The organism is Candidatus Hydrogenedentota bacterium, from assembly GCA_035416745.1.
In the GTDB taxonomy this organism is placed as follows: Bacteria; Hydrogenedentota; Hydrogenedentia; order Hydrogenedentales; family SLHB01; genus UBA2224.
Map to the genome: position 1 here is coordinate 1 of DAOLNV010000026.1, position 13,795 is coordinate 13,795.

At 60.4% G+C, this 13,795-nt stretch carries 12 protein-coding genes and 1 pseudogene; 3 read left to right on the forward strand and 10 right to left on the reverse strand.

The window, feature by feature from the left end; genetic code table 11:
- The 6 genes from PLJ71_10155 to PLJ71_10180 form a co-directional block, all read right to left on the reverse strand.
- A partial coding sequence (locus tag PLJ71_10155; protein ID HQM49043.1) for a hypothetical protein occupies positions 1-228 on the reverse strand: 228 nt, incomplete at its 3' end.
- A 2-nt stretch (positions 229-230) separates the two neighbouring features.
- A complete protein-coding gene (locus PLJ71_10160) occupies positions 231-1,076 on the reverse strand; it encodes a carbon-nitrogen hydrolase family protein (GenBank protein ID HQM49044.1) in 846 nt (281 codons plus the stop codon).
- 50 nt (positions 1,077-1,126) lie between these two features.
- Positions 1,127-2,122 carry a phosphotransferase gene (locus PLJ71_10165; GenBank protein ID HQM49045.1) on the reverse strand — a complete coding sequence of 332 codons (996 nt, stop codon included), beginning with the start codon at positions 2,120-2,122 and terminating at the stop codon, positions 1,127-1,129.
- A 2-nt stretch (positions 2,123-2,124) separates the two neighbouring features.
- Positions 2,125-3,483: a sugar ABC transporter substrate-binding protein gene (locus tag PLJ71_10170; protein HQM49046.1), complete on the reverse strand. Its 1,359-nt coding sequence runs from the start codon at positions 3,481-3,483 to the stop codon at positions 2,125-2,127.
- Entirely contained in the window at positions 3,480-4,595 is a 1,116-nt protein-coding gene (locus tag PLJ71_10175; protein ID HQM49047.1) for a carbohydrate ABC transporter permease, read from the reverse strand. Before PLJ71_10175 ends, PLJ71_10170 begins: the two co-directional genes overlap by 4 nt.
- Complete coding sequence (locus PLJ71_10180) at positions 4,592-5,584, reverse strand: sugar ABC transporter permease (protein ID HQM49048.1); 993 nt, start codon at positions 5,582-5,584, stop codon at positions 4,592-4,594. The genes PLJ71_10175 and PLJ71_10180 overlap by 4 nt, the downstream gene beginning before the upstream one ends.
- 514 nt (positions 5,585-6,098) lie before the next feature.
- Between PLJ71_10180 and PLJ71_10185 the strand changes: the two genes are divergently transcribed.
- The 3 genes and pseudogenes from PLJ71_10185 (at position 6,099) to PLJ71_10195 (ending at position 7,057) form a co-directional block, all read left to right on the forward strand.
- Positions 6,099-6,461 carry a hypothetical protein gene (locus PLJ71_10185; protein HQM49049.1) on the forward strand — a complete coding sequence of 121 codons (363 nt, stop codon included), beginning with the start codon at positions 6,099-6,101 and terminating at the stop codon, positions 6,459-6,461.
- A gap of 4 nt (positions 6,462-6,465) precedes the next feature.
- Positions 6,466-6,765: a hypothetical protein gene (locus PLJ71_10190; protein HQM49050.1), complete on the forward strand. Its 300-nt coding sequence runs from the start codon at positions 6,466-6,468 to the stop codon at positions 6,763-6,765.
- Between the two features lie 127 nt (positions 6,766-6,892).
- Positions 6,893-7,057 (forward strand): annotated as a pseudogene (locus PLJ71_10195) (neutral zinc metallopeptidase).
- A 66-nt stretch (positions 7,058-7,123) separates the two neighbouring features.
- On the opposite strand, the gene PLJ71_10200 reads toward PLJ71_10195, so the two are convergent.
- From PLJ71_10200 to PLJ71_10215, 4 genes are all read right to left on the reverse strand, one after another.
- Positions 7,124-7,894 (reverse strand): isochorismatase family protein, encoded by a 771-nt coding sequence (locus tag PLJ71_10200; protein HQM49051.1) that lies wholly within the window; start codon positions 7,892-7,894, stop codon positions 7,124-7,126.
- 25 nt (positions 7,895-7,919) lie between these two features.
- Complete coding sequence (locus tag PLJ71_10205; GenBank protein HQM49052.1) at positions 7,920-9,692, reverse strand: glycosyl hydrolase family 28-related protein; 1,773 nt, start codon at positions 9,690-9,692, stop codon at positions 7,920-7,922.
- Positions 9,693-9,721: 29 nt separating this feature from the next.
- A complete protein-coding gene (locus PLJ71_10210) occupies positions 9,722-11,083 on the reverse strand; it encodes a DUF2961 domain-containing protein (protein HQM49053.1) in 1,362 nt (453 codons plus the stop codon).
- A gap of 197 nt (positions 11,084-11,280) precedes the next feature.
- Positions 11,281-13,764 (reverse strand): hypothetical protein, encoded by a 2,484-nt coding sequence (locus PLJ71_10215; protein HQM49054.1) that lies wholly within the window; start codon positions 13,762-13,764, stop codon positions 11,281-11,283.
- Positions 13,765-13,795 lie beyond the last annotated feature (31 nt).

The following is a 13,795-nucleotide window of genomic DNA, read 5'->3' on the forward strand; positions in this document are numbered from 1 at the left end:
CCAGCCTTCGCGAGCGAGGCCGTGGATTTGTTCTTTCGACAGGATCATCATGCCGTGATAGCTGCTGCCGGGGAGGTTTCGCGGCACGCCTACCTGGCTCGCGACCAAGGCAACGTGCCCGGGCACGCCGTATGTATGGTGGATAGGGAGAGCATACCGCAGCAGGTCTTCGCAGCCTTCGTCGTAGGTAATCGAGTAGACCCACGTTTTTCCGTCTTTCCAGGGCATGATCAAGTTTCCTTGGGTTTCACGAGCTCGCCGTACAGGTCCGGGCGGCGAATCGTATCATACATGGTGCGCATATTGCCTCCATACCCCTCGCCCCAGAAAGCCATTCGCCATTTCGGGTCAAACTCGGCGATGGCGACGCCGCTGTGGTGTCCCGTTGACACGATCACGCGTCCGTCGGGTCCGATGACTTTGGCGTAGCCCATGTTCTTGCCGGCCAGGAACGGCTGGGTGATATAACGGGAGAGTGCAAGGTAGTAGCCGCTGTCGATAGCGCGGGCCTTTTCGAGGGATTCCAGCATGTCGCCGGTGTAGTCAAGATACATGGTGGGGAGGCAAACGAGGTCAGCGCCTTTGAGGCCGTAAATGCGAAACATCTCCGGGAAATGAATGTCCATGCAGATTGCCATGCCGATAGTCACCCCTTCGAAGTCGTACACGGGGAACGGTTCGCCGGGTTGTACAGGCTCGGTCAAGATGGTTTCTTCGGTTGGGGCGGGATGCTTTTTCCGGTAGAGGCCGAGGACGGCTCCCGTGCGGTCGAGAAGAAATGCGGTGTTGGCATGGCGCTCGCCGGCTTTCGCGGAGACGGTTGATATAAGCCCGATGCCGCAAGCGGCGGCCTGGTCGCGGAAGGCCTTGAAAACCGGGTGTTCCTCGAGTGGATACACGCCGTACGTTCCGCCGGCGATGATATCGGGTTCCTCGGGGAGGAGTACGAGGTCGGCCCCCCGGTCCGCGGCTTCGCGTATGGCGGCGACGCAGTTGGCGATGACGGGGTTGTCCGCGTTCTTTGCAGATTCAGGCTTGTCGATGGCGGCCACGGCGAGCCGAAACAGCTTTGGCATGTTTACGTCCTTTCGAGCAATACGATTCAGAACTCACGGCGATAATCCTGTTACGGGGCCATCCCGGAAAGCAACTCGGTTCTGTCGTGGGGCGGGCGTGCAAGAAACGCCGCCCGCTCGGCCTCGGGCACTTTAAGCGCCCCCATGATGCGGGTGTGGCACCAGCTCAACACAATTTGCGCGGGCATCGCGCCGTTTTCGCCGGGCGTGAGCGGGTGCGTGTGCGCTTGGTAGGTGTCGAGAAAGAGCCGGCTCGAGGCCCTGTCCAAGCGGGGCGCCTGGGTGAGCGACCAGATATCGCCCCCATCGATGGGGTGCTCACGGGAGGCGCAACAGAACAGGATGGCGAACCCCAGATCGTAGATGCGGGGCCGCCACGCGGACCAGTCGAAGTCGAGAAACGCCGCTACGCGCCCGTCGCGTATCAGGATATTCGCGGGCTGAATGTCTCCGTGGACAATGGTGGACGGCAACTCCGCGAAACGGTCATCCGGCAACACCGATTCAGCCCAGTCCAACCACTTGGTATATTGCAGGAGTGCGTCAGCACATTCGCGCGACGCAGAGGCCAGTTCCCGGCCTACGGCGCGCATCTGGGCGGGGTCGGTTTCGCCGCGCGGAGCAAGCTTGGACAAACGGTTGGTAAATGTCTCTCCGGCGAGGTGGAGCCGCGCCAATTCCTCGGCCAGCGCGGTTGTATCCTCGCGGTGACCTTCGCGCAATTGATGGCCCACAATGAACGGATGGACTTCCCAAGTGCCGGCGCCATCGCTCCAGGCTGTCCCGCCCGAGGGGAGCGGCTTGGGGCAGACTGTGGCCACTCCCCTCTCCTTCAGATACTCAGCCACGGCGTGGTCGAACCGGATCTGGTCTTGAGACGCGTACGCGGGGTAACGTTTTCTGGCCAGCCACGTTCCGGATGTTGTGTCGATGCGAAAGTTGCTGTTCCGCGTACCGCCCAGTTGCGCGGCGGAAAGCACTAAGCCGAGGCCATATGCGGCTGCGAGGCTCTCGAGCGTTCCTGCAAGTTGCGCGGATCTCAGCATGGTTAGTTCACCGGTTGTTCGTAGTGTTCCGCGTTATATTCATCAAGTATCTTCTGGAGAATCGCCTGCAACCGGGCGAGGGCCTCGCCCGCGGCGATGCGTTGGCCTTCGGTACCGACAAGATACTGGTCGAGCACGGGTTCGAATTCAATTCCGATGCGTTTGAGCCACGGATGCGGGTAAATGGGCACCGCGAACGACAGCGAGTCGGTAAAGACGCGCATGTTCTCGGGACGGCGTCCGGAACGCAGATAGTCGCCGGATTGGGCCACGTCGATTCGTCCCGGAACGATATGCCCGTTCAATGCCGCCCACCGCACCATCTCGGGCCCCGCGCACCAGCGTGCAAACCGCCAGGCTTCGTCCGGCGCGTCGGTATTCCAGAGAATCGCGAATTCCTCTTCCCAGAGTCCGGTGGCATGGTAGCGCTGACCTTGGAACTCGAAGGCTGGAAATGGGGCGACATCCCAGTCGAATTGGACTTTGCGGAAGGACTCGATGGCGTATCCGGACGCGGCGTGCATGGCTACGCGGCCGGCCTCGAACATGGGCAGCATGCCGAGTTCCTGGGAGGTCGTGGGCGTGGGCATGACCTTGTCCTCGTATATCAATGCCTGGTACCTGTCGAGCAGCGCCCGGGTCACCGGCGTGTCCACGCGGGCTGTTCGCCATCGGGGGTCGGCGATCTGGCCGTTGTACAGCATGAACGGCACCAGATACACCTGGCCGAGCTGCAGCCCATACTGGTCGATGGCGCCGTCGCCATCGAAGTCGCGGGTAAGCGCCCGGGCCATGCGCACCATGTCGTCCCAGGTCCAATCGTCCGTTGGATAGTCAAGCCCCGCCTCGTCGAAGAGGTCTTTGCTGTAATAGATGACGCCGACCTGCCCGCTGGAGGGTAGCGCAAGAAGTTTGCCTCGCCAATGAACGGATTCCCACAGGCGCGGGAAGTAGTCTTCGGGCTGCACCGCGGCTTCGGCCGCCACGCGCTCGTCGAGGGGCATGAACGCGTCGGCAAACTGCTGCCAGCCGACGCCCATCCAGGCGACATCCGGGGTAGTCCGTCCGGCGATCATGACCTGCAATTTGCGGTAGGGGTCAGGCGTTAGAATGAGGTTGACGTGGACGCCGGGATTTTCTTCCATGTACTGATGCGCGAGGTATTCGCCGTAGCGCACCTTCTGGGGCGTGTACGTGGGCCAGAGGAAATCGAGGGTGATTCTCCTGCCGGGCGTCTCGTTTCGCGCGGTGCGCCACACCTGGTACCCCGCAAGGACGAAGCCCGCGGCCAGAGCTGCGCAAAACAGAACCGGGGCCAGGGCTTCAATGGTTTTTGAGAGCTTTTTGATGGCCCGGTTCATCCCTTGAGCCCTGACATGACTACGCCGCGCACGAAAAAGCGTTGACCGGCGAAGAACAACACGATGCACGGCAAGGATACTGCCAGTGTGGCCGCCATCAGGTAGTGCCATTGAGTGGTGTATGCGCCTTTGAACGTGTAAAGGCCGAGCGCAAGCGTGAATTTGTCGCTGGTATTGAGGTAGATGAGCGGTCCCATGAAATCGAGCCAGTAGTGCGTGAAACAGAAGATCCCCACCGTGGCCATGACCGGCTTGGACAGCGGGAGTAATACGCGCCAGTACGTGCCCAACGCGCTGCATCCGTCGATCTGAGCTGCGTCGTCGAGGTCGAAAGGCAAGGTCATGTAGTACTGGCGAAACAAGAACACGGCAAACGCGTTCACGGAGAACCACGCAGGGGCAAACAGGGGCAGCAGCGTATCTATCCAGTGGAGTTCGCGGAAGAGCAGGTAGACGGGGATCATGGTGACCACGGACGGCAACATCATGGACGACAAGAGGACGAGGAACAGGAAGTTGTTTCCCGGAAACCGGAACCTGGCAAACCCGTACGCCACCAACGAACACGAGAGGATGGTGCCGGCGGTGCCAAGGAATGTTATGGCGAGGGTGTTGGCGAGGCAGACCCAGAAACGCATTTTCTCGAGCGCTTCGCGATAGTTCCCCCACTCTGGCGCGACCCTGCGGCGGACGGAATCAAACGGCGCCCATTGGGCCTCGGCTGTTTCGTCCTCGCCTGTCATCGGCCTCACCCGCCAAGCCAGTATTTCGGCGTCATACGCGCCGTCGGGCACGTATACCCTGGTTTGGCGGCGCCGCGACGCCAGGCTTTTGATACCGACTTCGGCGGCCTCCTGCGCGCCGTCGGGAAGGACCCGCGCGCCGAGAACGATCACGTCGATGGTTTGGCCGCCGCGCGCCCAGGCATCGCGCCAGGGCAGCCACTCGATACCGCGCGACAAGCCGATGCCGCTCTGCTTGAGGGAGGTGGACACCATCCACGCGAGGGGCAACAGCATGATGATTGCGGCCGTGACGAGTACGGTATGCGTGAGCAGACCCGAGGCCAGACGGCGCAGGCATTGTTTGGGGGTTGCGGCGTGCGGGGTCATCGTTTCTGGGCCTCGTAGAACACCCACCACGACGAACTTCGTACAACCAGGAGCGTGAGAGCCAGGATGATAAGAAACAGGAACCACGCGAGGGCGGAGGCGTATCCCATCTTGAAGAATTCAAATGCGTTTCGGTACGTGTTGAGGACGTAGAAGCAGGTGCTGTTGTTGGGACCGCCGCCGGTCATGATGAGGCCCTGTGTAAAGACCTGGAACGACCCGATGACGCCCATCACGAGGTTGAAGAAGATGGTCGGCGAGAGCAAAGGGATCGTGATGCGCGAGAACTGGGTCCAACGGCCGGCGCCGTCAATCTCGGCCGCTTCGTAATAGGTTTTGGGAATGGCCTGAAGCCCCGCCAGATTGATAATCATCGAGCCGCCCAGGGTCCAGCAGCTCATGAGGATAAGGGAGCTTAGCGCGCCGCGTTCACTTGATATCCATCCCGGCAGGAGGCTGTCTGCACCCGCCTTTCCGAACAAGATCTGCAGCGGCCAAGCGAGGGCATGCGACACGACGCTGTCCTGTCCGAAGAAATCAAAGACCTTGGCAAGGCCGATGTTGATCAGGCCTTGGCTGGGGCTGAACAGCCACAACCACAACAAGGAGATGGCGACGCCGCCGAGCACCATGGGCAGATAGAAGGCGGTGCGGTAGAACGCAATGCCGCGTACGTGCCGGTTGAGCAGCAGCGCCAGCGCCAGGCCGCCGGAAAGCTGCAGCGGAATGCTGATGAACGAGTACTTGAGCGTGATAAACAGCGATTTCCAGAACAAGGGGTCTTCGGTAAACATCCTGGCGTAGTTCGCGAAACCTATCCACTCGATGGTCCCTTGCACCTCCGAGGGGTCGTACCGGCAGAAACTGAGGATGGCGGACGCGGCCATTGGGCCGAGAATGAACACCATGAAGCCCGTGAGCCAGGGTGTAATGAAGAGATAGCCGGACGCGGCTTCCCGTACACGTTTCTTGCTCACCCGCTTGGTCACTTCGCTCTCCTGTGTTTCCGCAGGCACTATGCGGGTCAATCAAGAGTCTTCCGCGTCCCGGTGGCACGCTGTGTATGCTTTTGCCACTCGCAAAATGACGCCGAAGCGTTCACGACAGTGCGCTTGTCCCCTGCATTCATGGGCGTGATTCAGCGAAGCGATAGCGTCGCCCTTCGCCCCGCTACACTCCAGCCGCACGTCGCCGCAGTTCATGCCCGACGGCTCCTCCGCTCACCGTCTCGTGCGCAGTCGCTGCCGGGAACGATGCACGGGCATGCGGAGACGAACGAGGTGCATGGGCATGATAGCATTCGATGCCCCGGACACGTCAACGGAATCCGCGGCAGGCAGATGCGCGGTTCTGGCGAGAAATGCCCGCCCGAGGGAGCGAAGACTACTGGGGCCTTGTGGTCAATGCCTTGACAATTCGGTCCGGGGCCAACAGAATTGAGGGGTGAGGGCGATGACTTCGGGTGGCCCGGCGTTTGCCGCGAATATAAAGGAACACGGGAAGATGTGGGTTCGCTTGGTGGCATTTCTCGCGGCATTGGGCCTGACGATTGCCGCCGCCATAGTGGGGAACGTTCTGGAGTCAAAAGGGATCGTGACCCGTGAGAGGCTTGGCCCGCGCGGGATTGCTGCGATTACTGGCGTCTACTTCGGTTTATTCTGTCTGCTCTGCTTCACGATTGTGCCTCTTGCCATACGATTCTTCATCGCTGGCCATGTCAAGATCGGGAACGGCGAAGTCGTCGTGATCAAGTGGCTGCGGGAGCATGAGAATACGGTCGTGTTTTCCCTTTGGGGACTGTTTATTCTGGGCCTCATTATCATCTTTGTCCTCTCCAAAGATGAGATCATGAAAGATCTTATGTGAGCGTATGGAGTGCACGCAATGTAACCGGACGTTTCAGGACGAAGACCGCGTTGCCTCGATTTCGGGCAGCATCATGGGCGATGAGCACACCGACGTTTACTTCTTGTGTCCAGCGTGCAGCCATTATACCGTCGCGCAATGGTGGGACGACTTCGCTGGAGTTGAAACCTGCACCATCGCCGGGCCGCTCTCGAGAGAAGAAGGCGACGCGCGGGTGGCGCTGATTGGAGGATGCGCGGAGCCGTGGGACAAGAAATGCCGGTGCGACGCACACCGCGAATACTTTAACAACACGCTTGACTGATACGAGTCTTGCTCGCGAAAGACGCGTTTGCGATTAAGCTCTCGCAGTTTTCGGCGTGAACAGTTGCGTGGCTTTCGCGAGACGGGAGCCTGGGCGTGGCTCTCATTGCGGGAATGGGACGTATGGGGCGAGCGCGGTGGGAGATGACCGTATCCAGAAGTCGGTTCAGGGTTACGTCGTTCCGGACAGCTTTACGCATGGGACTTCCGAACAGAGACAGCGCTGGTTCCACAAAGGGTTTGCATCGGGAGATCCGACCCAGGGGGATACGTTCAATGCGAAGACATTGTAAGCCAGGCATGACCGAGGAGTTCATGGTGGCAGATTGTGGCCGCGTGGCGGGTCCGCGTTTTTTCGTCTAATGTGAGGGTACAGTACGCCCGGCCAACTCGAGGAATTCCGCGGTGGTCAGTACGTAGTCGTAACCGGTTTCTTGAATGTCCTTTTCGCGCGACGATTCACGGGCATTGTTGGTGGCGTCTTTGACGCAAAGGGTGGTGTAACCGAGGCGTTCGGCGGATTTGGCCGTCTTGCCCAGGCAGGCGCCGGTATGGCCGCCGACGAAAACGATGCGCTTGATCCCGAGGTTGCGCAACACGAACTCGAGACTGCACGAGCGAAAAGCGTCCTGCGCGGTCTTGGCCAGGACATAATCGCCCTTCCCCAATACTTCAGCCACTTGTGAACCCGGCTGGGCGATGTGCCCGCTCCATTTGGCGTAATCCGTGCCGTGTTCTTCCAGCATGGCGTTCCTGATATCGGGATCAAGGTCCATGCCGTCCTCGAAAGAATATCCCCAATGGATGAAGATCAGCGGCAGGCCGCGTTTGCGGCAGGCATCGGCGACCTTGACGGCGTTAGGCAGGGCTATGTCCCACGCGAAGGTGTTCGCGGCATTGACGTCCTCGGCGGTGAATCCCATTCTTTTCCACTGGCGAGGCACTTGGTCATCGTTGATAGGGGCCGGGCGGGTTCCTTCCTGAATATCTACCGACACAAAGGCGCAGTGGTCGAAGAACGACGGAGCGGGCAGGGAACCTTCGCGGGCAGGCGTTTGGGCCGTCCATGCGGCGCAACCAGCCAAGGCGAGTGCCGCGCTACATCCGCTCAGGATTCTCAAAAGCGACATTGATCCCTCTCACTTTCCCTGACCGTCACTCGACGCGGTCAGCCGTCTCGATCCAGCCGCCGCGGTTTGCATCGAACATGCGGGCCGGAGCGCGCCTTGCCTTCATGGTGAAGCGGCGCACGGCCACGGAGAGCGGCCGCGCACTGTTGGGCGTAACGCCTTGGGAAGTCTCGAACCATGCTTTCGCGCGAACAGCTATCTCTACGGACGTGTGTTCTTGCGGCGGAATAGTGGCGCTAATGAGTGCCGCGCCTTCTTTCGCCGGGAGCTCGGCAATGCGTTTCGGGCCCAGATACAGGCCGTTTTGCGCGTCGAGCGCCTGCTCGGGCACAAATACGTCAACCGTCAGGCTATATTCCTTGCCGGGGTCGACGGGCAGTACGAGACGGGGTTTGGCGCCGCCCCATCGCATCGTCCCTTCTTCGTGCCATGGACGCGCCCGCTCCTTGCTGTGGAATCCCCGAACATAACGGCCGTCGCCCAAGTCGCCCAGCCAGACACCATAGTTGCGGGCGGCGCCGCGCGGCCATTCGAGCGTGTCGACCTCGTTTGCGGTCATCAGCGTGCGCGAACCCGCTTCATTGATGACGCGCAGGCCTGCGGGCGCCTGGTTGGCGGTGAAGATTGCCGACGCAGCCTTTTCGCCGACACGGGCATGGAGGCCCTCGAGGAAGAAGGTGTTGCCTTGTATGATGGCCTTCCCGCCATCGATCTGTATGGCCGGGGAGTCCTGCGCTCCGAGGTCCCAGTCTTTGAACCCGCATGCGTTTACGGTAAGGTTGGCGTTAAGCGGGCGAGACCAGATGGCGCGGTCCAAGGGTCCCCAGAATGCGCAATTATTGAGGCTGACCCGGGCGTCGGATTGGCCGATAATCTCGACGCCGACGGAGTCGACGCTTCCCCAGCGGCCGACGAATTCGCCGTTTGTGATCAAGAGATCAATGGTGTTTGGCACCGTGTCGACGAGGACCGCGCGCCGACAGCAATCCGCGCCGATCCCCAGGAAGTTGCCGTTGCAGCTTCCGTTCTTGGTCGTCGAGAATTTGTAGCCTATGCCGTAGCCGAAGCAGAACGTGTTCGTGACATACTGCCAGTCGGTTCTTGCGAACTCGAACGCCACGCCGTTTTCGTTAATCCACTGTGTGTATGCGCTGGCCCCGTAGTTAATACCGAATGGCCAGAAATGGCAGTTTTCGACGCGGCCAATGTCGAGGCAGTTGTCGACGTACAGCCCCCGGCAGCTTGGGTAACCGTAAACATTGCGCACTAGAAACCGGTGGGAATCCTGGAAGTGAAGCGCTTCGTATGAATTGAGAAAGCAGCAATCGAGAACGGCAACATTGATGCTGCCGGATGCATATACGGTGGGCGGGTACGGGACGGGCGGCACGTCCGATTCTTTCCATTCGGGGTAAGCGACAATGAAACCCGAAAGCGTGGCCATGCTGCCAGTAAGACGAATAAAGGGAGCGGCGGCGGGGTCGCCGCGTCCCGCGTATGCCAGCAACACCGAGCCGTCAAGCTTTGGGTCCTCGCCCTGCCGGTCGGTGGGGGGCGCGTGAAATGTCCCTTGCAGCGTGACTGCGATGGGTATTGAGATTGTGCCATCGAGCCGGTAATGCCCGGCGGGAACCGCCACGAGGCCTCCTCCGGAAGCCCCGGCGGCGTCCAGCGCTCGCTGGAAAGCGGCGGTGTTGTCGGTTTCGGGGCCGGCCACCGCGCCATAATCCATGACGTTCCATTGACCGGCCTGCGTGGCGGAAAATAGTGCAGACACTACGAGCAGATACGGAATCATCTGTTCACCCTTTCTGCCTGTTCGATGTCCTATTTGCCATATTGTTCGAGGAGGCGGTTGAGCACCGCTAAAGCCTGATCGGAGGCGGCCACGGCGGCGGGGAAATCCTGTATCTCGAACGCGGCTGCCGCTTCTTGTACACCGTTCTGGGCGGCTTTCATGTCGTCGTCGAGGGAGGTCTGTTTCCGTTCCTGGATAATGCCCGTCATCCGGGCCAGCTTGTTTCTTGCCTCCGCGAACTTGAGGAAGGCCTGATCGTGCGTGTCGGCGCCGGCGCGCGGCAGGCGTTCGGAAGCCGGCGGCAACGAAGGGAATGCCTTGTGCGGTTCGGCCTGGTACCAGAAGGCGGTGCTGGTGTAATCATTGGCGAAGTTGTTGGCATGGCCGTGTTCGATGGTGACCCGGATGGACTTCGAGAATCGGATGGGGTCGGTCACAAAGAAGCGATACATGCCGATTTTGCCCGAGAAGTCGCGATTGCCCACGAGATAGAATCCGGTGTAGGGTCCCGCATATTCGGTGTTTGGGCATGCGCCGCCGCCGAATATCTCCTCGGTTCCGGTCCCGTGAAAGGATGGCGGCCACGGTTCTCCATCGATGAAGATCATATCGTCGCCTTCACCGTACCATCCGCCGGCGATATTGTCGATGTTGAGGAAATAGCCCGCGAGATTGCCTTGTCCTTCGGCTTCGAGAATGAGGAAATTCTCCTGGCCATCTGTGTTCTTGGCATCATGAATGGTGACGTTTGGGGCGTCTCCCACGGGAGTAGTTGGATTTTCGCGGCGCCATTGTGCGTGGAACCGGCCCACATTCGGCTCCAGGCGGCGAAGTTGTTCATAGTCCACGTGATACCAGACGGCGCCGACCGTATCCTTGCCCTCGTTGGTCAGGGTGAGGCGGGCGCCCTTTTCGAACGGCATCGGGAAGTACGAGTTGAAGCCAATGGTGCCCGCGACGCCGCCGGCGCCGGGATTCACGGTAACCATCAGCGAGCGGAAGAACCGCACGCGTTCCTGGCCCGCGCCGAAGAAGTCGCCGAGAGGAACCTCGACGCTGGGCGTGGCCTCCCCATCCCAGTACATTCTCAGAACCAAATCGCGAAGGTAGTGTTCCGTGGGCCAGATTGTGAAGTAGAGATGGCGTATGCATCCGGCGCCTTCGAGAATCGCGAGATCGCGGGTTTCCCCCGGCTGGATGGCGCGAAAATCGACATTGGCGCCTGATTGATCAAAACTGGAGGCGCGTGCGCTGTGTGAAGGCTCCAGGTACATCATGTTCGAGAACCAGGAGCGGGACAGGCTGCCGGATGACCCGGTATGAACACATCCTGGAAGCACGAACACCGTCAAGCACAGCATTCCCATAAGAGACCGGCTGGTTTTACGCATGTTTCGCTCCTTTCGCGCGATGTCGGCCAAACAGCCCTTTCCGCCCGGGTTTGTGGTCTATAATGTGTCAAGCGGCGGTACGGAAACAACGCGCATGGTCGCCTTTCAAGCAGGCCTACACCCCGTTCGCCGCACGGAGCAGGTTCTTGCCAATTGCCCTGCCTGGGTTTAGCCGTTTCCCCGGCGTTGTACAGCTCTCAGGGCGTTTGCACCGGCTCTGAGCTCCCTATGGCCACAGTGGGTTTGAACATTTCCGAGAACTGCCCCGCGCATGGTTCAATGGCGGCGCCAAGCACGTAGATCGGCGCTCCGGTGAGTTCAATGGTCACGCTACCGTTGGGGCCAGGCGTCAAGTAGCGCGCGTGACCCACGCAGTCCACGACAGTCACCACAGAATCCGAAGCCGGCAGCTCGATAAGCGTCCGGCTTGTCCAGAACTCCTCCCAGGGCGGGCGATGGGTGGCTCTCGGATGGGGCGGGCGCTGCGAGAGATAACCATCTTTCCGGCTCCATAGCAAGGCAACGCGTCCTTGACGGCTTTGGAACAGCAGCCCGTGCAGCCAAGGTTCGGGCAATTGGACATCGCCGAGGAACCTCGCGCCTTCGAGGTACCAGGCAGCAGCCTGGTATGCCCAGAGCCCTGCCTTTGGACACCAGTCACGGCGTACGATGCCAAAGTAGGACTCTCGTTCCGCGGGCTCCCCTACCTGGCTGGCTGTCTTGATTTCCTCGGGCCCGTCGAAGTCGTCGAGGCAATAGAGCATGAACCCGCGGACATCGGCCGCAATCGCCATGGCGCACATCAACGGAATGTTCTCGGCGGCGACGCGTTCATTGTTCGAGACAGTGCTGTTGGGAGCGCAGGGGGCGTAGAATTCGGTCATCCACAGTTCTTTGCGCCCGTACTTCAACATAGCCTCATGAATCCGCCGAAGCGTTGCAAGGTAGCTCCAGTAGGTTATTCCGTCGTCGAAGTCAGGGGCACGCGGTTCGCCCGCGGCATGAAATGACAGGAGCTCGAACTGATCCCATCCGCCGGCTTCGTATACTTTGTCGAGAAACGCGAGGTCGCCGTTGGCGAGCACGCAACCGGCCAGTTTCACGTGGGGGGCCATTTTGTCGCGCAGACGCCGGATGGGCACGAGCCAATCCCTCGTATACTTTTCCGCCAGAAGCCCCTGCCCTTCCCCGCCCCATAGATTCCACTCATTGGTGAACTCGAAAACGAGGTCTCCGTGGTCGAGGACAAACCGCAGGTTACCAGCCAGGTAATCTTCGCGGTTGGCGGATTCGTTGATCCAGGAAGGCTCGCCCCGCTTGTAGGCCTCAGCCTCCGGGCCCGCTACACTGTTCTGATACCACGTAAAGAAGCCCATCCGTTGCGCGAGGGCGTGGTCGCCGCTGGCACGCAGCCATCGGATGCCAAGGCGGGCCATGAGCGTGAGGAGTTGCTCCTCCGTGCGCAACTCGGTATGCGCACCGACACCTCCCCGATACGCGGAAATGCCGAATCGGGATTCCTTGCCGTCCGTGAATTCCCGGGCGGGCAGAACGCCCAAGCACACGTAGTCGACAACCGTGGCGCAATCGGTACGGGCCACCGTCTCCAGATAGACGGGTCCGACCCGATCCGTCTTGAGTTCGATCGGTGCCCGCACAACTTCCATGGAACAGCACTCATACCTCCGGCTTTCCTGGCCGATGACGCGGCCGTCGAAATCCCGGGCGACATATTGCAGATCGATACGTTGAGGCCCCGTGGTGGTTTGGACCATCTGAGCCTCCGCCACCAGCGGTTCATCGCATGATTCTCCAAGATAGAACGGCTCCTGGCTGACGACGCGCATCATCAGTGGGTCCCGGCCTGCTATCGCTACAGTCAGCGGCGTCATCACGGGCGATGCCTCGCCGATTGCAAATGCCACATTCGCCTGGAGCGCATTGTCCAGCCAAGGACGAGCCCGGTCCCGTGTGAAGAGGTAAATCTGCTGCGTTTGCGAGTCATACAGCGCCGGAAAGCCGTGGTCGTTGGCCATCACAAGAGAAACCTTGTCCCAAGTGAACCGGTCGGCCATCCCGGCAGTGAGTTGAAATGGGACGCCACCCTGGGGATGTTGATGCCAGCGTGCCGGCTTGATCTGCTCGGCAGGTTGCGCGCCCTCGGCGAGCGAGAAGGCTAACATCGCAGGTCCCTCGGAACGTGGCATGCCCTCTGCCGGGGAGATGCAGAAACACAGATGGAGCGTTTGTGGCATGAGCGTCCAGAGAACCGCCAACGCGCCTTTTTCGCAGCGATAGTCTACGTAGATTTCGGGAAATCCCGAATCGGGCGACTGCAGCGCAGTGGCGACATTCTCCACGTGAACCATTTCGGAAGGGGGAATGGTTTTGCGGAAGCGGCTCAGGGAAAGCAAGGGTCCGCTCCGTAGCTCGCAGGCAGGCATCTCGAACGCGCCGATTGTTCCAAGAAGAAGGTCCTGGCCGCTCTGACGCGCATACAGGTCAACGCGTCCGTCGAGATAAAACGCCACCGCGTACGTGTCGCCCTCGAACCGGTATGCGGGTGCGTCTGAAACACGCACTTCGGGCTTCGCGGCTGCCGGCGCGAATGCCAAGACTGCCAGCAAACAGAACAAGACGGCGCGATTCGCCGTTACTGAGAACCTCCACCTCCAAAGCATCACGTCCTCCAGAAAACGCTGTGCATATTCA

Excerpts from the sequence above, each read along its gene's own strand:
- PLJ71_10200 (HQM49051.1), bottom strand. The coding sequence starts at position 7,894 with ATGTCGCTTTTGAGAATCCTGAGCGGATGTAGCGCGGCACTCGCCTTG.
- PLJ71_10170 (HQM49046.1), bottom strand. The coding sequence starts at position 3,483 with ATGAACCGGGCCATCAAAAAGCTCTCAAAAACCATTGAAGCCCTGGCC.
- PLJ71_10210 (HQM49053.1), bottom strand. The coding sequence starts at position 11,083 with ATGCGTAAAACCAGCCGGTCTCTTATGGGAATGCTGTGCTTGACGGTG.
- PLJ71_10165 (HQM49045.1), bottom strand. The coding sequence starts at position 2,122 with ATGCTGAGATCCGCGCAACTTGCAGGAACGCTCGAGAGCCTCGCAGCC.
- PLJ71_10175 (HQM49047.1), bottom strand. The coding sequence starts at position 4,595 with ATGACCCCGCACGCCGCAACCCCCAAACAATGCCTGCGCCGTCTGGCC.
- PLJ71_10215 (HQM49054.1), bottom strand. The coding sequence starts at position 13,764 with ATGCTTTGGAGGTGGAGGTTCTCAGTAACGGCGAATCGCGCCGTCTTG.
- PLJ71_10190 (HQM49050.1), top strand. The coding sequence starts at position 6,466 with ATGGAGTGCACGCAATGTAACCGGACGTTTCAGGACGAAGACCGCGTT.
- PLJ71_10160 (HQM49044.1), bottom strand. The coding sequence starts at position 1,076 with ATGCCAAAGCTGTTTCGGCTCGCCGTGGCCGCCATCGACAAGCCTGAA.
- PLJ71_10185 (HQM49049.1), top strand. The coding sequence starts at position 6,099 with ATGTGGGTTCGCTTGGTGGCATTTCTCGCGGCATTGGGCCTGACGATT.
- PLJ71_10205 (HQM49052.1), bottom strand. The coding sequence starts at position 9,692 with ATGATTCCGTATCTGCTCGTAGTGTCTGCACTATTTTCCGCCACGCAG.